Annotated in this window: 20 protein-coding genes and 1 tRNA gene; 16 read left to right on the plus strand and 5 right to left on the minus strand. The window is 46.0% G+C overall.

Annotation, left to right across the window (positions count from 1 at the left end; translation table 11 throughout):
• Positions 1-7 precede the first annotated feature (7 nt).
• Entirely contained in the window at positions 8-211 is a 204-nt protein-coding gene (rpoZ, locus tag AOC29_RS04655) for a DNA-directed RNA polymerase subunit omega (RefSeq protein ID WP_011902918.1), read from the plus strand.
• Positions 212-337: 126 nt separating this feature from the next.
• Positions 338-2,641, plus strand: coding sequence for a bifunctional (p)ppGpp synthetase/guanosine-3',5'-bis(diphosphate) 3'-pyrophosphohydrolase (locus tag AOC29_RS04660; protein WP_251370099.1), 2,304 nt, complete (start codon positions 338-340; stop codon positions 2,639-2,641).
• 9 nt (positions 2,642-2,650) lie between these two features.
• Here the strand turns inward: AOC29_RS04660 and greB are convergent, their stop codons facing one another.
• Positions 2,651-3,151: a transcription elongation factor GreB gene (greB, locus tag AOC29_RS04665; RefSeq protein WP_215296923.1), complete on the minus strand. Its 501-nt coding sequence runs from the start codon at positions 3,149-3,151 to the stop codon at positions 2,651-2,653.
• An 18-nt stretch (positions 3,152-3,169) separates the two neighbouring features.
• On the opposite strand from greB, the gene AOC29_RS04670 reads away from it, so the two are divergent.
• The 8 genes from AOC29_RS04670 (at position 3,170) to AOC29_RS04705 (ending at position 11,179) form a co-directional block, all read left to right on the plus strand.
• Positions 3,170-3,246 (plus strand) — tRNA-Arg (locus AOC29_RS04670).
• Positions 3,247-3,336: 90 nt separating this feature from the next.
• Positions 3,337-4,527, plus strand: coding sequence for an ABC transporter permease (locus AOC29_RS04675; RefSeq protein ID WP_215296924.1), 1,191 nt, complete (start codon positions 3,337-3,339; stop codon positions 4,525-4,527).
• Positions 4,527-5,312: an ABC transporter ATP-binding protein gene (locus tag AOC29_RS04680; protein ID WP_215296926.1), complete on the plus strand. Its 786-nt coding sequence runs from the start codon at positions 4,527-4,529 to the stop codon at positions 5,310-5,312. The genes AOC29_RS04675 and AOC29_RS04680 overlap by 1 nt, the downstream gene beginning before the upstream one ends.
• Positions 5,309-6,241, plus strand: a complete 933-nt coding sequence (locus AOC29_RS04685) for an MlaD family protein (protein ID WP_215296928.1) — start codon at positions 5,309-5,311, stop codon at positions 6,239-6,241. Before AOC29_RS04680 ends, AOC29_RS04685 begins: the two co-directional genes overlap by 4 nt.
• Entirely contained in the window at positions 6,238-6,864 is a 627-nt protein-coding gene (locus AOC29_RS04690; protein WP_215296929.1) for a membrane integrity-associated transporter subunit PqiC, read from the plus strand. Before AOC29_RS04685 ends, AOC29_RS04690 begins: the two co-directional genes overlap by 4 nt.
• Positions 6,865-6,868: 4 nt before the next feature.
• A complete protein-coding gene (locus AOC29_RS04695) occupies positions 6,869-7,858 on the plus strand; it encodes a tripartite tricarboxylate transporter substrate binding protein BugE (protein WP_251370069.1) in 990 nt (329 codons plus the stop codon).
• 55 nt (positions 7,859-7,913) lie between these two features.
• Positions 7,914-8,699: an SDR family oxidoreductase gene (locus AOC29_RS04700; RefSeq protein WP_215296931.1), complete on the plus strand. Its 786-nt coding sequence runs from the start codon at positions 7,914-7,916 to the stop codon at positions 8,697-8,699.
• Positions 8,700-8,707: 8 nt separating this feature from the next.
• Complete coding sequence (locus AOC29_RS04705; protein WP_251370070.1) at positions 8,708-11,179, plus strand: ABC transporter permease; 2,472 nt, start codon at positions 8,708-8,710, stop codon at positions 11,177-11,179.
• A 6-nt stretch (positions 11,180-11,185) separates the two neighbouring features.
• On the opposite strand, the gene AOC29_RS04710 is transcribed toward AOC29_RS04705, so the two are convergent.
• The 4 genes from AOC29_RS04710 to AOC29_RS04725 are packed head-to-tail and all read right to left on the minus strand — an operon-like array spanning position 11,186 to position 13,403.
• On the minus strand, positions 11,186-11,722 hold the full coding sequence (locus tag AOC29_RS04710; protein WP_215296935.1) for an RDD family protein: 537 nt from the start codon (positions 11,720-11,722) through the stop codon (positions 11,186-11,188).
• Between the two features lie 14 nt (positions 11,723-11,736).
• Complete coding sequence (locus AOC29_RS04715) at positions 11,737-12,351, minus strand: DUF3106 domain-containing protein (RefSeq protein WP_215296937.1); 615 nt, start codon at positions 12,349-12,351, stop codon at positions 11,737-11,739.
• Between the two features lie 24 nt (positions 12,352-12,375).
• On the minus strand, positions 12,376-12,837 hold the full coding sequence (locus AOC29_RS04720; RefSeq protein WP_215296939.1) for a DUF3619 family protein: 462 nt from the start codon (positions 12,835-12,837) through the stop codon (positions 12,376-12,378).
• Positions 12,834-13,403, minus strand: a complete 570-nt coding sequence (locus AOC29_RS04725; RefSeq protein WP_215296941.1) for an RNA polymerase sigma factor — start codon at positions 13,401-13,403, stop codon at positions 12,834-12,836. The genes AOC29_RS04720 and AOC29_RS04725 overlap by 4 nt, the downstream gene beginning before the upstream one ends.
• A 192-nt stretch (positions 13,404-13,595) precedes the next feature.
• Between AOC29_RS04725 and AOC29_RS04730 the strand changes: the two genes are divergently transcribed.
• The 6 genes from AOC29_RS04730 to AOC29_RS04755 all read left to right on the plus strand — a co-directional run bounded on the left by AOC29_RS04730 (position 13,596) and on the right by AOC29_RS04755 (position 20,313).
• The gene (locus AOC29_RS04730; RefSeq protein WP_215296943.1) at positions 13,596-15,383 is read left to right on the plus strand and encodes an acetolactate synthase 3 catalytic subunit; all 1,788 of its coding nucleotides are present in this window, start codon (positions 13,596-13,598) and stop codon (positions 15,381-15,383) included.
• On the plus strand, positions 15,383-15,874 hold the full coding sequence (ilvN, locus tag AOC29_RS04735) for an acetolactate synthase small subunit (protein WP_215296945.1): 492 nt from the start codon (positions 15,383-15,385) through the stop codon (positions 15,872-15,874). The genes AOC29_RS04730 and ilvN overlap by 1 nt, the downstream gene beginning before the upstream one ends.
• A 56-nt stretch (positions 15,875-15,930) precedes the next feature.
• Positions 15,931-16,947, plus strand: a complete 1,017-nt coding sequence (gene ilvC, locus AOC29_RS04740; RefSeq protein WP_215296947.1) for a ketol-acid reductoisomerase — start codon at positions 15,931-15,933, stop codon at positions 16,945-16,947.
• Positions 16,948-17,000: 53 nt separating this feature from the next.
• Entirely contained in the window at positions 17,001-17,648 is a 648-nt protein-coding gene (locus AOC29_RS04745) for a phosphatidylserine decarboxylase (RefSeq protein WP_215296948.1), read from the plus strand.
• Positions 17,649-17,673: 25 nt separating this feature from the next.
• Complete coding sequence (pssA, locus tag AOC29_RS04750) at positions 17,674-18,534, plus strand: CDP-diacylglycerol--serine O-phosphatidyltransferase (RefSeq protein WP_215296950.1); 861 nt, start codon at positions 17,674-17,676, stop codon at positions 18,532-18,534.
• A 231-nt stretch (positions 18,535-18,765) separates the two neighbouring features.
• On the plus strand, positions 18,766-20,313 hold the full coding sequence (locus AOC29_RS04755) for a 2-isopropylmalate synthase (RefSeq protein WP_215296952.1): 1,548 nt from the start codon (positions 18,766-18,768) through the stop codon (positions 20,311-20,313).
• Positions 20,314-20,316: the final 3 nt, after the last annotated feature.

A 20,316-nucleotide genomic window follows, 5' to 3' on the forward strand; every position in this document is an offset into this window, starting at 1 on the left:
GTTCAGCATGGCCCGTATTACTGTAGAAGATTGCCTTAAAACCATTCCTAATCGTTTTGAACTGGTATTGGCTGCGACTTATCGCGCACGTCAATTAGTTCAAGGTCACTCCCCACGTGTTGAGTCCAGAGATAAAGCTACGGTTGTTGCTTTGCGTGAAGTAGCCGCTGGTGTAACTGACCGTGACATGTTGACCAAAGTTCCTTTGTAATAAAGGAGTTCCGGTGTGGAGCTCCCTTTAGGAACGACCAAGACATCGGAATTAGTAGGAGGGGTCTCGCCCAATGAGGTCTCCTTAGGGGTAGTGCAAACTGATCTTCCTGTAGATCTTTTAAGTATCCCATTAGATACACCCATTATTGCCAGCAATCAAAACGGTAAGAAGTCCGTTATAGCGAGTTTATTGGCGCAATCTAGCCGCCATTTATTCGGGCCTACTTCGGCACCGAGCCTTCCTCTAAAGCATCAAGTTGTATCGATTGATGGTCTGCTCTCTAAGTTGAGTTATCTCAAGCCTGAAGAAATCACTCATGTTAAAAAAGCTTTTCAGTTTTCTGATGCGGCTCACTTAGGTCAATACCGTCATAGTGGTGAGCCATACATTACTCATCCAGTAGCGGTAGCAGAGCTTTGTGCTACATGGCGTTTAGATGCGCCCTCGATCATGGCTGCGCTCTTGCATGATGTGATTGAAGATACGGGTAGTACTAAAGCAGATCTGGTGGAAAAGTTTGGCACCAAAGTTGCAGAGCTGGTTGAAGGTCTTACCAAACTCGATAAGCTCGAGTTCCAGAGTCATGCAGAAGCGCAAGCGGAGAGCTTCCGTAAAATGTTCATGGCGATGGCGCGCGATGTCCGTGTGATTTTGGTGAAGTTGGCCGACCGCACCCACAATATGCGCACCCTAGACGCTGTACCGATGGAAAAGCGCCGTAGGGTAGCCGCTGAGACCATTGAGATTTATGCGCCGATTGCTCACCGTCTTGGTTTAAATATTATCTATCGAGATTTGCAAGATCTTAGCTTTCGTTATTCCATGCCGATGCGCTTTCGTGTCATTGAGGGTGCTGTTAAACGTGCCCGAGGTAACCGTAAAGAAATGGTTGAGAAGATTTTGCAGACTTCACGTATGGCTTTTGCAAAAGCAAACTTAGAAGTTGATCTTCGAGGCCGTGAGAAGACTTTATATAGTATCTATAACAAGATGCGTAGTAAGCATGTGAGCTTCTCGCAAGTTTTAGATGTCTATGCATTCCGTGTCACTGTGAGCAGTATTGACGAGTGTTATCGCGCGCTCGGAATCCTACATTCGCTATATAAGCCCATGCCTGGCAAATTCAAGGATTACATTGCGATTCCAAAATTGAATGGCTATCAATCTTTGCATACCACCTTGCTCGGCCCATCTGGTGTACCGGTAGAGTTTCAGATACGTACAACCGATATGCATGCTGTAGCAGAAGCAGGTGTCGCGGCTCACTGGGCTTATAAAGACGGCTCTCCCGATATGAGCGAGGTACAAAATCGCGCTCACCAATGGTTACAGTCCCTGATTGATATTCAGGATAGTAGCGGCGACTCTCAAGAATTCTTAGAACACGTCAAGATTGATTTATTCCCTGATGCAGTTTATGTATTCACACCAAAAGGGCAAATTCGTGCGCTCCCGCGGGGTGCAACTGCCTTAGACTTTGCTTACTCTATTCATAGCGATTTAGGCAATACTTGTGTAGCAGTCAAAATCAATGGCTTGCAATTACCACTACGAAGTGAACTTAAGAATGGCGACATCATTGAGGTGGTGACCTCAGCCAATTCTCAACCTAATCCAGGTTGGTTAGCATTTGTTCGTACCGGTAAAGCGCGTGCTTCGATTCGCCATTCACTCAAAACTAAGCACTACTCAGAATCTCTCCAGTTGGGCGAAAGATTGCTTGCAAATAGTTTGCGTCAACAAGGAGTAGATGCTGGATTGCTGAGTCCTGAGGTTTGGGAGAAGCTCATGCATTGGACGGGCGATAAAACACGTGAGGAAGCCTGCGTCAATATTGCTTTGGGTCGTCGCTCACCCCAAGAGCTGGCGATTCGTCTCAAAATCTTAGTGGATGACGAAGGCGGCGGCGAGCAGATGCGTCTTGGTGCGGTAGATTGGGTGGCCCCCCATCAAGAAACACACCATCATCAGCTTCAAGCAATCCTAGTCGATGGTCGCGAAGGTAACTCGATTAGTTTTCAATCCTGCTGCCATCCTATTCCTGGCGACAATATTATTGGTTACCTTGGCAAAGGCGAAGGTTTGCAAGTGCATATTAATGACTGTCCTATTGCCTTACGGATGCTATCTAAAGACGGTGATAAGTGGGTGGAAGTCGAGTGGAGTAAAGAACTCAATCGGGAGTTTGAGGTTGACTTAGCAATTGATACGCGCCAAGGTAAGGGGGTATTGGCCCGGGTGGCTAGTAGCGTGACTTCTGCAGATTCCAACATCATGAATGTATCTATGGATGATCGCTTCAAGGAAGACTCGGTCACCATTCGCTTTACGATCCAAGTATATGATCGACTGCACTTATCTAAAGTCATGCGCAGTTTACGGGCTAATCCTGATGTCATGCGCGTTACCCGTACTCGCGCACTTTAAAAAGTTCACCTAAAGATATTGCACCTCTAGGATTTCTATTTCAGTAGGACCATTAGGTGTTTGAATCGAGACACAGTCACCAAGCCTGGATTTAATTAGAGCCTTAGCTATCGGCGAAACCCAACTGACATGATTTTTCTCTAAATCAACTTCATCAACACCAACGATGGTGATCGTAGTTTCTTTGCCGACATCTTTACCTTCCAGAGGTGAGTAGGTCACGCTTGCTCCAAAGAAAATCTGTTCGGCATCCGCATCACCGGATTTTCGAGCAGAATTGTCGACTACTACGGCAAATTCAAGTCGTTTATTTAAGAAACGAATCCGCCGATCGATCTCCCGTAGTCGCTTTTTTCCATAGATATAGTCCCCGTTTTCTGAGCGGTCGCCGTTACTTGCTGCCCAGTGGACCACCTTAACAACCTCCGGCCTATCAAGGTTTAAGAGCTGCAATAGCTCGGCTTTGATCCGCTCATGACCGGCTGGGGTAATGTAGTTCTTCTCTTCCATGGCATAATTATGGCTGTTGCGGCTGTAGCTCAGCTGGATAGAGTACTTGGCTACGAACCAAGGGGTCGTGGGTTCAATTCCTGCCAGCCGCACCACCTCATATAGGGGCCTAGTTGAAAAACTGGGCCCTTTTTCATTTTGGCGCAATTCATAAAGCTTTCCTCTAGATACCTTATAGTCTCTAAATGAACGTTTCTGACACTATATCCACTGTTTCTATAGCATCCAGCACTCCAGTGGCAGTCTGGTCACAAATTGATTCTTCTCGTGCCAAGATTGCGCTTAGTGGCATAGTCAATGCCTATAGTTTAGGTGGCGTGTGGACTCAGATGCGCTCGGCACAAAACGCTTGGTTAGCGCAAATCTCCCCAGCCAATATCAAAACGGCAACATTGACCTTTGATGCATCACAAGTCACTTCCTTAGATGGTGCGGGCATTGCTTTTTTGATTGGAATTGAAGAGGCGCAACAAAAAGCCGGTGCACAGTTTGATTTAGTCGGATTAGACTCTCGTTACCAACCCCTGCTCAATGAGTTTGATCCGATCTCTCATTTATTTCCAGTTCCAGTAGTTAAGCCAAAACGAAGTTTCATTGTTAGTACTGGTATCGCTGCACAAAATATTATTGATGATGCACGTGGGCTCATCACTTTTACTGGTCACCTTGCTGCTGATTTGGTTTGGTCCATACGTCATATCAAACAAGTGCGCTGGGGCGATTTTGTAAATGCTGCTGTTGAGGCGGGTGTTGCTGCGCTACCTATTGTGGGGCTGGTGGCCTTCCTGATTGGTGTCATCCTTTCTTTTCAGGCTGCGATTGGCATGGAACAGTTTGGCGCTACCTCTTTTGTAGGTCCCTTGGCGGCATTGGGAATCGTCCGTGAAATGGGTCCTTTAATCACCGCAATCTTGTTAGCAGGTCGATCCTCTGCAGCATTTGCTGCTGAGATTGGCACGATGACAGTCAATAGCGAAGTCGATGCTTTGGTATCGGGTGGACTCAGTCCAATTCGTTTCTTGGTAGTTCCAAGAGTACTCGCTGGTATTTTAGTTGCGCCGATATTGACACTCTTTGCCGATATTGTGAGCATCTTTGCGTCGATGTTAACGATGTTGATATATGGCATCCCCTTTATTAATTTTTATAACGGCATGTTGAGTGCCATTGATGTAGAAGATATTCTTTCAGGACTGATTAAGGCTACTTTATTTGGTGTGGTAGTCTCTGCGATGGGAAGTCTGAGAGGCATGCAAACAGGCACTGGTGCAGCAGCAGTTGGTATCTCAGCCACGCGCGCGGTGGTGAGTAGTATCGTGATGATTGTCTTGGTTGACGGTATTTTTGCTTTTATCTCGTATAAGACAGGTTTCTGATGAACGCACCAGCGACCACTTCAAAGAGCTCTTATGCTATTGATGTCCAAAACCTGACCGTCGGCTATGGCTCTAACGTATTAATGAAAGATCTCAACTTCACCGTGAATAACGGCGAGATTTTTGTGATTTTGGGCGGCTCCGGCTGCGGCAAATCTAGTCTTCTTAAGAATCTCTTTGGTTTATATCAGCCCTTGTCAGGTGACGTGTTGATTGAAGGGCAAAATATCACTGCAGCGCAGGGTGCTGATCGCCAAAAAATCATGACGAGCTTTGGGGTGATGTATCAACAAGGCGCTTTATTTGGTTCGATGAACCTGCTTGATAACGTCACATTATTCATGCAGGAATATACCCAATTAACGCAAGACCAAATGAATCTTTTGGCGCGGTGTAAATTAGATTTGGTTGGATTACTGCCTTATGAGGCTTACATGCCTAGTGAGATTAGTGGCGGCATGCAAAAGCGAGCAGCGATCGCACGAGCTATGGCACTCGACCCTAAGATACTTTTTTTGGATGAGCCCTCAGCCGGTCTCGATCCAATTACTTCGGCGGACTTAGATCAAACTATTATGGATCTATCTAAAAACCTTGGCATTACCTTTGTTATCGTATCGCATGAATTGGCTAGTATTTATGCCATTGCAGATAAGGTGATCATGCTGGATAAAGCCGCGAAAGGCATCATTGCCGAAGGTGACCCAAAAGTATTACGTGATACCAGCACCGATCCTCGCGTGCATCAATTCTTTAATCGCATTACGACTAAGGACGCAGCATGAGTAATAACTCCAATCCTAATTATTTCCGCTTAGGCGTTTTTGTGCTTGGCGCCATCGGCGTGCTCCTCACCGTAATTTTGATTTTTGGTTCAGGCCAAATTTTCAAAAAGTCTTTCACCATTGAGACTTATATTAAACAGTCGGTAACAGGTCTGGATACTGGTGCTCCAGTGAGATTTAGAGGGGTTAAGATCGGCCAGGTTACTTTTATTGGTTTATCTGGAGATCTTTATGAAAAGGAAGTGCCTTTTCATGATCGCCTGCAATATGTCGTCGTCCGCATGCAGATCTTTGGTGAAATGGTCAACGAGGATCTGATTAAGGAGTTTGTCAAAAACAGTTTACGTGCCCAGGTAAAGTCGCAAGGCATTACTGGTGTGAACTACATTGAATTTAATTTCACACCAAACGTAGACACATTCCCGCCTTTGCCTTACAAATGGAAGCCAGAGTATCCTGTGATTCCTTCCTTGCCTAACCAGGCAGATCAAATCATTGGCGGTATTCAAAAGCTGATTGATGCCATGAACCAGATCAATATTGACGGCACACAACAAAAATTTGACGCGCTGTTAGGTAATCTCAATACATTAATGGCGGGTGATGGTAAAGACAATCAAGGATTAGTTCGTTCTGTGAAAGAGATGAACGTGATCCTTGAGCGGATTGCTAAGGTGACCGATAAGGATGAGCTTAATATCCTCATGCGTGAGTTAGTGGGAACCATAGTTGCCTTACGCCAAACAGTTACCAGCATGCAGGGTGATACACAATTGACTATTGAGAATCTCAAGCAGACTAGTGAACAGCTAAATGAGTTTTCTCGCATTGCCAGTCAATCACCGTCAAGCTTGATATGGGGCGAGCCTCCCGCAAAAATTTCCTTACCCATGAATGGGGCACAAGGCCAGTCTGGAGTTCAAAAATGATGAAGCGCATTTTTCTGATTGCTGTTGCCCTTAGCCTAACTGCTTGTTCTTTACCAAGTAGGGCTCCTGTCACTCCCACTAGCTGGATGGTTTCGCCCGAGAGAACTGGGTTACCACGTCAGGCTAGAACAGATTTTTGGCTAAAAGTAGGGGCAGTCTCTGTTGCTGCACCATATGATGGCAAGTCTTTGGTTTATCGCTTGGGTGATCAGCGTTATGAGAAGGATTTTTACAATATTTACTCAACCATTCCATCGGAGATGATTGGTAATGCCGAACGTCAATGGCTTAACAATGCCAATATTTTTGCTGCAGCAGTAGGACAGGGCAATAGTTTTTTCCCGTACTACACATTACAAACGAGTGTGAACGAGTTTTATGGCGACTATCGTGTAAGACCTGAAGCAGTAGTTAGCGTGGAATTCTTTTTGACTGTAATCAATGGCAGTAAAACCAATCCCTTGATTGGTGCAAATCGCTACACCAAGCGCATTCCTCTCAAAGACAATACTCCTGAAGCGCTTGTATTGGGTCAGCAACAAGCCCTTGCTGAAATTTTCAAACAGTACGAAGAACAGCTCTATCAATATGCTGGCAAACTACCGAAACCGATAGGACAGTAAGTTAATGAAATTCACTCCTTTGAGAGTCATACTGCAAAACGTCTTTGCAGCTTTATTTTTTAGCTTGTGCTTATTTTCAGGTGCCCAAGCACAGACTTTCCCTAATAAGCCAATACGCCTGATAGTTCCTTTTGCTCCAGGTGGCAGTACCGACATCATTGCGCGTGCGGTCGGTGATGCGCTGGGTCGTCAATTAGGTCAGCCGGTGATTGTCGAGAACAAAGCCGGTGGCGGAGGATCTGTGGGCGCGCTTGAAGTCATGCGCGCACCCAAGGATGGTTATACCATCGGCATGGCAACGGTATCTACTACTGCAGCTAATCCTGCGATTAATTCTAGGATTGGTTACGACCCCATTACCGATTTCACCGCTATAAGTAATATTGCAGCGACACCGAACATCATTGCCGTGAATCCAGCTTTTCCTGCTAAAGACTTCAAGACTTTTATGGAGGTCTTAAAAGCAAACCCTGGTAAGTATTCTTATTCGAGTTCTGGTACGGGCGGGATTGGTCATCTGCAAACAGAATTATTTAAAAGCTTAACGGGCGTGTTTATTGTTCACATCCCTTATCGTGGGGCAGGTCCCGCATTAGCAGACACCGTGGGTGGTCAAGTCTCCATGATTTTTGATAACTTACCATCCTCTTTGCCTTTCATTAAGGATGGCAAGCTAGTGCCAATTGTGATTGCTGCTCCAAAGCGCTTGGCGCAATTACCTCATGTGCCAACGTTCTCTGAAGTAGGTTTGGCGCCAGTAAACCGCATGGCATATTACGGATTGTTGGGTCCGGCAGGCATTTCGAAGGATGTGGTGGATAAGTATTACGCTGCCCTTAAAGTGGTCACTGCCGATCCAGCAGTTAAAAAGCGTATTGAGGATACTGGCTCTATCATTAACGTTAATGGGCCGGAAGCTTTTGCCAAAGAAATGAAGGCGGAATACACCGTATACAAAGAAGTAGTTGCAAAACAAAAACTGACTTTAGACTAAGATTTGAATTAACGCATTAAATAGAACTTTATAGAACAAAATAGGTGGGGACAGTATGGATTTAGGGATCAAAGGTAAGGTTGCTTTAGTCATGGCTTCAAGCCGCGGACTGGGTCAAGCGATGGCAGTTTCACTTGCGCGCGAAGGTGTGAAGGTTGCTGTGACAGGCCGCAGTCCGGAGGGATTGCAAAAGTCCGTTGAGCTGATTGAGGCAGCTGGTGGCATTGCTCTAGCACTCCATTGGGACTTGTCAGACTCTTCTGTGATTGATAGATTGGTCACTAGGGTTGAGAAGGAACTTGGCCCGATTGATATCTTAATTAATAACACTGGCGGACCTCCACCTACGCCCGCTGCTGGACAAGACCCAGCACTGTGGCAAAAGAGTTTTAACGATATGGTGCTGTCATTAATTGCTATTACTGATCGTGTTTTGCCTGGCATGCGTGAGCGTAAATGGGGTCGCATTATCACGAGTACTACCTCTGGGGCAATTGCCCCCATTAAAAACCTCGCAATCTCAAACACCTTAAGAGCTGCCTTATTGGCATGGTCTAAAACCTTGGCCGCTGAAGTAGCCAATGAGGGCATCACCGTCAATGTCATCATGCCTGGACGAGTTGCAACAGATCGTTTGCGTCAATTAGATGAGGCTAGAGCAAAACGTGAAGGTATTGCTTATGAAGAAGTTGTCAAAGCGAGTTTGCGCCAAATTCCGATGGGTCGTTATGGTGATCCAAAAGAGTACGGAGACGCCGCAGCGTTTTTAGCTAGCGAAAATGCTTCCTTTATTACTGGCACTGTCATGCGGATTGATGGCGGCCAGATTCAGGCAGTTTGATTTATTTTTTGACTAGCTTCTTACGGGGCATTCGACAAGACCTTCGCTCAAAAGAGCTGAAGTGGTTATTAGTAGCGCTCATTATTTCTGTGAGCGCTTTAACCAGCGTTAGCTTTTTAGCAGATCGGATGCATCGCGCATTCGAATTTGATGCACGCCAGCTCTTAGCCTCTGACTTGCTGATTGCTGCTGATCAGCCTTTGCCGCCACAATTGATTGAAGAGGCGCAAAGTTGGCAACTGCGCATTGCTCAGACAGTAGTATTCCCAAGCATGGCAACTGCCGGTGAGCATAGTAAGTTAGCCTCTCTCAAAGCAGTCAGTCCAGAATATCCATTGCGTGGTTCCTTGCAAGTGGAGCAAGTCAATTCTCAAGCTCCGACTTTAAGTCCAGTAAGCGGCACTGTTTTTGTAGAGCCAGCGTTATTAACGAATCTACATACCAAAGTGGGTGATTCACTGCGCTTAGGTGATCGTCAGTTTCTGATTTCCGGAGTGTTAACGCGAGAATTGGATCGCGGTGCAGCGTTTATGAATTTTGCACCACGCGTGATGATGAGTTTGGATGACCTTAAGTCAACCGGTTTAATTAGTCTAGGTAGTCGAGTGACTTATCGATTGTTGTTAGCCGGATCCGATAATCAAATCGCCGCTTACCAACAGTGGGCTAATCGATATATCGAAACACAAAATTTTCGCGGTCTGAGAATTGAGACTTTAGAAAACGCGCAACCTACCATGCGCAAAACTCTAGAGAAAGCCGAGCAATTTTTATCTTTAATTGCTTTACTAACCGCCATGATTGCAGCTGTCGCCATTGGATTATCAGCAAGGCGTTATATGGTCGGTCAGGCAGATGCTTGTGCCGCTTTAAAGTGCTTTGGTGCAACTAGGGCTGCCATCCTTAAAAAACAAATCAAGACTCTGCTAACGCTGGGTGTGGTTGCGGCAATTGTGGGCTCTACGCTCGGTTATCTTGTGCAAGAAGTACTTACCGGTTTATTGGGTAATTTGCTTTTGGGTAATTTGCCGTCGATTTCAATCGGACCCATTTTATGGAGCATCCTATTTACTTGGGTTCTATTATTTGGGTTTGCGGGGCCGCCATTGCTGGGTCTAGCGAATGTCTCGCCCATGCGATTGATCCGAAAAGAGTTTGAGCTAGCCACGCTAGCTACCGCTTGGGTCGCTTTATTAGCGATTACCACCTGCGCTTTTTTAATTTGGGTTGCTGCACGAGATTGGAAGTTGGCACTTTGGGTTGGACTGAGTTTTGCGGGAGCAGTTGTGATTTTCTCTGCTGCTGCTCGCGGAGTACTTTGGCTTTTATCCATAGTCAACCCGCAAAACTTCGCACTGCGATTCACGATCACAGCTATGGGACGTAGAGCGGGATTTGCAGTGATGCAGATTACCGCCTTGGGTATCGCTATGATGGCCATTCTCATGATTCTCTTGTTGCGGCAGGATTTATTAAATGCTTGGCAAGGCAATATCCCAGTCGATGCGCCAAACCGATTTATGATCAATATTCAGGGTGATCAAAAGGAAGACATTACCCAGACACTTGAATCAGGCGGAGTATCTAAACCGGATTTTTCTCCGATGGTGAGAGGGCGCTTAGTTGAGCTCAATGGCCGAGATATTTCTTCGGCAGATTATTCGGAAGAAAATGCCAAGCGCTTGATTGATCGTGAATTTAATCTTTCATATACGGAGCAATTGCCTCTAGGTAATCGAATCGTCTCTGGCAAATGGATTTCAGGAGATAGTCCACAAGTATCGATAGAGACCGGCATTGCAAAGACTCTCAAGCTAAAGCTAGGTGATCAAATGACCTTTGAAGTAGCTGGTGAAAAGATCAGCGCCCCCATTACCTCCTTGCGTAAACTCGATTGGGGATCAATGCGAGTGAACTTCTTTGTGATCATGCCGTCTTCTCAACTCAGTGCTTTGCCACAATCTTGGATTACTTCGTATTATCAAAATCCCAATAAAGAGACGCTTGATTTTCAATTGAGTCAGGCTTATCCGAATTTGACCCTGGTGGATGTATCAGCTTCATTGAAGCAGATACAAGATGTGCTCAATAAATTATCTGCTGCCTTAGGTTTATTATTTGCTTTCACCATCGTTGCCGCTATTTTGGTTTTGATTGCCGCGATTGCAGCAACGCAAGATGAACGCTATCGAAATGCCGCATTACTGAAGGCCATGGGCGCATCACGTGCAGTGCTGACACAGATCGCCAGAATTGAATTACTGGTGATTGGTTTTACTGCTGGTCTTTTAGCTGGTATTGCCTCAGGACTGGCTGCTTGGTCACTAGGACGCTTTGTTATGGAAATTGAATTTAATGCATTTGCTCAAGCGATCCTGATGGGCGTGGCCTTTGGCGTAATAGCCTCTATGGCTGCGGGCTATCGCTTTCAGAATCGTATTCAAGGCGCTACTGCGATCGAGTGTCTGCGAGAAGCCTAGTAGTCTTTAGGTCAGAGTTACCAAGTTCTTTGGAAGCTCTACCAGTTTTGAGCCTGCAAGCCGATCCGGAAAGCTTTGGCGCAGACTAGGTTCACGGCGATCAACATAAATGCTGAGTGGCCATATAAAAAGAGCGACGGTAAACAGCATTTCAATAATTTGCCATTTCTCTAGATGAAACATCCATTGCAATACGACACAAGGAATAAGCCAGAGCGAGCCATAAATGTAGCGCCATAATGCTTGCCGCTTCGTCAAAGCAAAGCCGCCGTTACCGATCATCCGGATACGCCAGGTTTGCATCGCCAGAGTTTGGCCAGTCTTAGTCCAATACCAAACAAAATAGATTCCAAGAACGGCATACAGGTATAGAAATGTTAGCCAACTTGGTAAGGAAACGCCAAACATGATTCCTAGACCCAAGTTAGGTAATAGAAAGGTCAGAGCAATCACACCCAGTAATACGAGTTGCTCATAGAGGCAACAAGAAACGCGCCGCCAAAAATGAGGCGAGGGTAAAACATTTAATTCTGCAGGTGTCATACAGCCGTAATCAGTTATTGGGGCTCTGTGCCAGCAGGCGCAGAAATCTCTTCAGTGGGAATAGCTGCTCTGGGCTTTGCTGCTGGGGGAGGAGGCGTGGTGTCTTGCTTGATGGTGTGTTGCTGAAGGGTAGGAGCATTAATAAGTCTCGGTTTTTTCTTGGTCTCCATTTCAGCCAATTTTTTCTTCTGTTCGTCACTCAGCTTTTGATAGGCACTCCATGCCTCTGCTTTTTTCTCAGCTGGAAACTTCAGGCTAGCCAAATAGTTTTCACGTGCTATGCGCCGATCCTTTTGCGATAAGTTTGACCAGCTAGTCATCCGAGACTGGAGTCGCTCTTGGTCCTGCGCGCTCATTTTGGGATAAATGTTAGAAACATAAATCCATTTCTTACGGCTATCGGGAAGCATGTAATCCCAATCGCTTTCGAGTGGCGCTAGGATTTTTTGCTGGGTGGGATTTAATCCATCCCATGTGCCATCAGGCTTTTTAGCTTGTATAGCTGTCGTTTTGCCATGAGGCGCGCCGCTAGAGGTTTGGGCAAAGGTTGTAGATGTGCTGAGAAGCAGACCGAAGGCTGCAAGAACCACCAAGGCGTTGCCAGTAATTGACTTCAATGGATGACGCATCGAGCGTAACTAATGAGCGACGAGTTATTTACTTGAAGATAATTGAGAGGCACTGTCTTCAGAATCGGACAATGGTCCATTCTTGAGGAAAGCTAAAAAGCCACTATCAGCGTAAGCGTCTGGTGGAACATCATCCGTCAGCAGTGCCGCATCTACTTCAGCAATATCAGTAATCCGGGAATCGTTTTGCCATTGGGCAATGCCGATCAGACCAAAGATGAGGACCAGCATCGGGGCAGTCCAACTCACGGTATCCCACATGCCATTGGAGCTGGATGAGAAGTTGCCAGTAATACCGGCGAATACCGGTTTTTGAACACGAACCTTTTCAGCCTTGCGCATAGACAAGGCTTTCATGCGAGCTGCATGAAGACGATCTTTAATGCCAGCAGGCAGGCTTTGAGCCCCTTGGGTTAAAAGGGCAGCACTGGCCCGGCCAAATTGGTCGGCTTGGGTCTGGTTTAGGGCTTCGTCAAGGTGTTTCACAGGGTAATTCCTTTTAATTTCAATGCTTTAGCTAAGGTTTGTGTTGCTCTAGAACAATGCGTTTTGACGCTGCCTTCGCTACAACTCATCGCTTTGGCAGTTTCAGTAATACTTAGCTCATCCCAATAACGCATCAGGAAGGCTTCTCGTTGACGTACAGGTAATTTAGCAATTTCTGACTCCAAAGCCTGTAAAAGCTGACTTTGTTCTAGTTTTTGAGCCCCATCTTGGTGAATTTCGCTGTCATCAGGAGCAGAAAGCGACTCTAAAGGGTCAAAATCATCGTTTTCATCTGTTTTTTTGCCCATATTGGAAAACAGGGTGACCCAGGTATTGCGAACCTTTTGGCGTCGAAACCAGTCATGAATCCGATTTTGCAAGATTCTAGTAAAAACCAGCGGTAGTTCTGCAGCAGGTCTATCACCATATTTTTCAGCTAGCTTGATCATGGCATCCTGAACAATATCTAAAGCGGCATCGTCATCACGCACGGCATATACCGCTTGCTTGAAGGCGCGCTGTTCGATGCTACTTAGAAAGTCAGATAGTTCTTGGGCTGATGCCATGCAATCGATTACACCTGAATCGGTAAGAATTGAGCCATTTTAGGGGATTGCTATAGAATATAGGGCTTACTACCTAGATTCTCATTCAAGAAGTGGTTATTCCGGTAGCAGCGCCGTTCGAACTCAGGCCATAAGCAGGAGACAGAACAGACCAAACAATTTTTTGCCGAAAATTGCAAAGGACGAAAGAAAATGAATACAAGCAGCGCCGAATTTTTAGCTACGAAAGCTAATAAAGACTCAATCAATACAAATCCCGTAGTAGCGCCTCCAGAAATGATTGGTGCTGAAATGCTCGTGCAAGCACTGCACAAAGAGGGCGTTGAATACGTTTGGGGTTACCCAGGCGGTTCTGTTCTCTTCATCTACGATGAAATTTTTAAACAAGATAAGTTTGAGCACATCTTGGTTCGTCATGAACAAGCAGCTATTCATGCAGCCGATGGCTATGCTCGCGCAACCGGTAAGGTTGGTGTTGCCTTAGTCACTTCCGGTCCAGGTGTGACGAATGCGGTGACAGGTATCGCAACTGCGTACACTGATTCGATCCCGATGGTGATCATCAGCGGTAACGTGCCAACTTACGCCATTGGTGAAGACGCTTTCCAAGAGGCGGATACGGTTGGCATTACTCGTCCAATCGTTAAACATAACTTCCTCGTGAAGGATGTAAAAGATTTGCCGCTCGTATTAAAGAAGGCATTTCACATTGCACAAACGGGTCGCCCAGGTCCTGTCTTGATCGATATTCCTAAGGATGTATCAGCAGCCAAAGGCCCCTTTACCTATCCAGAAACTTTGGAGATGCGTTCTTACAACCCTGTGGTCAAAGGGCATAGCGGACAAATCCGCAAAGCAATTGCACTCTTGCAAGAAGCCGAGCGCCCTTACATCTATACCGGTGGCGGCATCATTTTGGCTGACGCAGCCCCTGAACTGAAAGAGTTTGCTGACTTATTAGGCTACCCCGTAACCAATACCTTGATGGGCCTTGGCGGCTTTCCTGGTACTAGCCCACAATTTGTTGGCATGCTCGGTATGCATGGAACTTACGAAGCCAATATGGCGATGCAACACAGCGATGTGTTGATTGCGATTGGTGCGCGATTTGACGACCGAGTGATTGGTAACACGCAACACTTTGCTAGTCACCCACGCAAAATTATTCACATCGATATCGATCCTTCCGTCATTTCTAAGCGCGTAAAAGTGGATGTGCCGATTGTTGGCAATCTCAAAGAAGTATTAGTAGAGATGACTGCGCAATTAAAAGTTTCTGGTCCACGCAAGAACGGCGACAAAGTTGCTGCTTGGTGGGAGCAAATTAACGAATGGCGCAAAAAAGACTGCTTGAAGTACGACGAAGCCTCGCAAATTGTGAAACCTCAGTATGTAGTTCAAAAACTTTGGGAGCTCACTGGTGGGGATGCGTTCATTACCTCTGACGTTGGTCAGCATCAAATGTGGGCCGCTCAGTTTTATAAGTTTGATCAGCCACGTCGTTGGATTAACTCAGGTGGATTAGGCACTATGGGTGTAGGCTTGCCTTATGCCATGGGGATCAAGAAGGCATTTCCTGAGAAGGATGTCTTTGCCATTACTGGCGAGGGTTCCATTCAGATGTGTATTCAGGAGCTTTCAACCTGCAAGCAATACAACACGCCAGTGAAGATAGTGTCCTTGAACAATCGTTATTTAGGTATGGTGCGTCAGTGGCAAGAGCTTACCTATAACAAGCGCTATTCGAGCTCATATATGGATTCTTTGCCTGACTTTGTGAAATTGGCTGAGGCTTATGGTCACATTGGTATGCGGATTGAGAAGAAATCTGATGTTGAGGGCGCGCTAAAAGAAGCCATTCGTTTAAAGGATCGCACTGTGTTTATGGATTTCCAGACTGACCCAGAAGAAAACGTTTGGCCAATGGTTCAGGCGGGCAAGGGTATTACTGAAATGCTCTTGGGTAGTGAGGAACTCTAATGCGCCACATTATTTCTATCTTGATTGAGAATGAGCCGGGTGCATTGTCACGGGTTGTAGGTTTGTTTTCTGCGCGTGGTTACAACATTGACTCCTTAAGTGTTGCGCCAACAGAAGATCCATCGCTTTCACGCATGACGATTGTGACCTTTGGTTCTGATGATGTCATTGAGCAAATCACCAAACACTTAAACCGTTTGGTTGAGGTAGTGAAGGTGTTTGATTTAAGCGAAGGCCCTCATATTGAGCGTGAACTTATGATGATTAAAGTTCGCGCAGTTGGTAAAGAGCGCGAAGAGCTTAAGCGCACTACGGACATCTTCCGGGGACGCATCATTGATGTCACCGATAAGAGCTACACCATTGAGCTCACTGGTGATAGTGCTAAGTTGGATGCATTTATTGACTCGATCGATCGTGTTTCAATTTTGGAAACAGTTCGCTCTGGCGGATCCGGAATTGGTCGCGGTGAGCGCATCTTGAAGGTTTAATTTTTTTTAACTGATTTATTAATCTAATAACGATATTTTCAACACAAGGAAAGAGCATGAAAGTTTTTTACGATAAAGACGCAGATTTGTCCCTCATTAAGGGCAAAAAAGTCACCATCATTGGCTACGGTTCACAGGGCCACGCACATGCATTGAATCTCAAAGACTCTGGTGTGAACGTGACTGTTGGTTTGCGTAAGAACGGTGCCTCATGGAGCAAAGCTGCAAACGCAGGTTTGACTGTTAAAGAAGTTGCCGATGCTGTAAAAGATGCTGATGTAGTAATGATGTTGTTGCCTGATGAGCAAATTGCTGATGTTTACAGTAAAGAGGTGCACGGCAATATTAAGCAGGGCGCTGCTCTTGCTTTTGCACACGGCTTTAACGTGCACTACGGTCAAGTTCAGCCACGCGCTGACTTGGATGTGATCATGATTGCTCCTAAAGCCCCGGGTCATACAGTACGTGGTACCTATTCACAAGGCGGTGGTGTTCCCCATTTGATCGCTGTTTATCAAGATAAATCTGGTTCTGCTCGCGATGTTGCTTTGTCCTATGCAACTGCAAACGGTGGTGGTCGTGCTGGCATCATTGAAACTAATTTCCGTGAAGAAACAGAAACCGACTTATTCGGTGAGCAAGCTGTTCTCTGTGGCGGCGCTGTGGAGTTGATCAAGGCAGGATATGAAACCTTGGTTGAAGCTGGCTATGCACCTGAGATGGCTTACTTTGAGTGCTTACATGAGCTCAAGTTGATTGTGGACTTAATCTACGAGGGTGGTATCGCCAATATGAACTACTCCATCTCTAACAATGCTGAGTATGGTGAGTACGTTACTGGTCCACGCGTTGTGACTGAGGATACGAAGAATGCCATGCGTCAGTGCTTGAAAGATATTCAGACTGGTGAATATGCAAAGAGCTTCATCCTTGAAAACAAGGCGGGTGCTCCAACATTAATCTCACGTCGTCGTTTGAATGCAGAGCATGAGATCGAAGTAGTTGGTGCAAAACTGCGTGCCATGATGCCTTGGATTGCAAAGAACAAATTAGTTGATCAAACTAAAAACTAATAAAGCGCTAAGCATTTCATTTATAGCGTTAACCTAAAAGGCTCAGAATAAAGATGATGTATCCACACCCCATTATTGCAAAAGAAGGTTGGCCCTATTTGGCGCTAGTGGGGATAGTGACTTTGTTGGTCCACCACTTTGGTGGCATTGCATGGTCCTGGCCTTTATGGATCATTTTTGTTTTTGTTCTGCAGTTTTTTCGTGACCCGCAGCGTATTCCTGCTTTAGGGCGCGATCTCGTTTTATCTCCAGCTGATGGGCGTATCGTTGTGGTTGAAACTGCAAACGATCCTTATGCTGGTCGCGAAGCCCTCAAAATCAGTGTCTTCATGAATGTGTTTAATGTGCACTCGAACCGCAGCGCTGTCAGTGGCACAGTAAAAGAAATTCAATATTTCCCAGGCAAATTTGTCAATGCAGATTTAGATAAAGCCTCTACGGAGAATGAGCGTAATGCAGTTGTGATTGATGCCAATGGTCAAACTATTACATTGGTTCAGGTTGCTGGCCTCATTGCGCGCCGTATTCTTTGCTACATCCATGTGGGCGATCGCTTAAAAGCGGGTGAGCGTTATGGCTTTATTCGTTTTGGATCTCGTGTAGACGTGTATTTACCCTTAACGGCAGAACCTTTAGTGTCTGTTGGTGATAAAGTCTTTGCAACCAACACTGCTTTGGCACGTGTGCCAGGCTTAGATTGATTCGCATCTTTTACCAGGATATTCTTTGAGTACATTTCGCCGTCGTGGTCGCATTGATCGCAGTCGCCTCTCTAATAAACGTACAGATTCCACTCCAGAAGAGTGGGTTGATACTTTAGAAGATGGGGTTGATTATGAAGTAGAGGAATTACACGAAAAGCCTCGCCCTCGCGGTAAGGGCATCTATTTACTGCCGAATGCCTTCACTACGGCGGCTTTATTTAGTGGTTTCTTCGCAATTGTGAATGCGATGAACGATCAGTTTCAGGTTGCAGCGATCGCCATATTTGCTTCCCTCGTATTGGATGGTATGGATGGTCGCGTAGCACGCATGACCAATACCCAAAGCGCATTCGGTGAACAATATGATTCCCTCGCAGACATGGTGTCCTTCGGCGTTGCGCCTGCCTTGGTTGCATATGAGTGGGCTCTGAAAGATTTAGGTAAGTGGGGTTGGTTAGCGGCGTTTACCTATTGTGCAGGCGCAGCCTTGCGTTTGGCTCGCTTCAATGTCAACACTGCAGTAGTTGATAAGAAGTTTTTTCAAGGCTTACCAAGTCCTGCGGCCGGTTCTCTGATTGCTGGCTTTATTTGGCTCGCTGACGATAACAAGATTCCGGTACGCGACACTGCAATTCCTTGGATTACCTTTTTGATCGCGGTTTATGCAGGCTTAACGATGGTCTCTAATGCCCGCTTCTATAGCGGTAAGGCCTTAGATGTGCGCTATCGCGTGCCCTTTGGCGTCATGGTTCTGATGATCTTGACCTTCGTATTGATCTCTTCCAACCCGCCTTTGACCCTATTTGGTTTATTTGTGGTGTATTCCATTTCGGGATATGTCATTTGGGCCTGGGAACGTCTTAGCGGCAAGCGTTTTAGCTAATTCCCTATTTTTGGGGTATATTAATTCCATGTTGATGAAATTCTCACCTTTAACCAGCCTTTTACTACAAGCACTGAGCCTAAAGCTTGGGGCGGGTAAGGCCTGAGTTGATGAGATAGAAAAATCCATTAACCACCAATACCAGCCCCAGCAAATTGCTGGGGTTTTTGTTTTTGAAACTGCAATACAGAATATTTTAAAAATTAGTTAAATCCAAACCGGAGAGTAGTGATGAGCGACAAAGTAATCATTTTTGACACCACCTTACGTGATGGCGAACAATCCCCTGGCGCATCGATGACTAAAGACGAGAAGGTTCGTATTGCTCGTCAGCTTGAGCGTCTCAAGGTGGATGTGATTGAAGCAGGATTCGCCGCGAGCTCTGAGGGCGACTTCCAAGCCATCTCTGCTGTTGCCGCTGCCATTAAGGATTCTATTGTATGTTCCTTGGCGAGAGCAAACGATAAGGACATCACACGCGCCTCAGATGCTTTAAAGGCTGCGAATGCGAAACGTATTCATGCTTTCTTGGCTACTAGTCCATTGCACATGGCCGTGAAGTTGCGCATGTCTCCAGAAGAAGTATTGGAGCAAGCAAAACGCTCCATTCGCTTTGCGAGGAACTTGGCTGCTGATATTGAATTCTCAGCAGAAGATGGCTATCGCTCAGAGATGGACTTCTTATGTAGAGTAGTCGAAGCGGTGATTAATGAGGGTGCCTCTACGATCAATATTCCAGATACTGTCGGTTATGCAACCCCTGAGTTATATGGTGAGTTCATTAAGACCTTGCGTACCCGCGTGCCTAACTCTGATAAAGCTGTTTGGTCAGTGCATTGTCATAATGACTTAGGTATGGCTGTTGCGAATTCTTTGGCTGGCGTGAAGATCGGTGGAGCGCGTCAAATTGAGTGCACTATCAACGGCTTGGGTGAGCGAGCTGGCAATACTGCTTTAGAAGAAATCGTGATGTCCTTACGTACCCGTAAAGATTACTTTGATATGGTTTGCGGTATCGATGCGACACAAATTGTGCCAGCCTCTAAATTGGTTTCTCAAATTACTGGCTTTGTAGTTCAGCCCAATAAAGCCGTTGTTGGTGCTAATGCCTTTGCCCATGCCTCTGGTATTCACCAAGATGGTATCTTGAAAAATCGCGAGACCTATGAAATCATGCGCGCAGAAGATGTGGGCTGGTCAACCAATAAAATTGTGTTGGGTAAATTATCTGGCCGCAATGCATTTAAACAACGCTTGCATGAATTAGGCATCACTGTCGAAGCAGAGGCTGATGTGAATGAGGCTTTTGCACGATTCAAAGCCTTGGCGGATCAAAAAGCAGAAATATTTGATGAGGACATCATTGCAATCATGTCAGATTCAGCAGCTGCTGAAGAGGGCGAGCACTACCACTTCCTCTCCTTGAGTCAACATTCTGAAACTGGCGAACGCCCTAAATCCCGTGTGACTTTCCGCATGGGTGATAAGGAGGTGAGTGCTGAGGCCGAAGGTAATGGCCCGGTAGATGCCAGCTTAAATGCTATTGAAGAAATGGCCAAGAGTGGCGCTGAACAATTACTCTACTCAGTCAACGCTATTACTTCGGGCACCCAATCTCAGGGTGAAGTCACAGTACGCTTGGCAAAAGGTGGTCGAATTGTGAATGGTGTGGGAACTGATCCCGACATCATCGCTGCTTCTGCTAAAGCCTATTTATCTGCATTAAATAAACTTCATGATCCTAGCCAAGTGAAGCTCAATGCGCAGATGACACCCTGAACT

It is taken from the genome of Polynucleobacter sp. JS-JIR-5-A7 (assembly GCF_018687935.1).
In the GTDB taxonomy this organism is placed as follows: domain Bacteria; phylum Pseudomonadota; class Gammaproteobacteria; order Burkholderiales; family Burkholderiaceae; genus Polynucleobacter.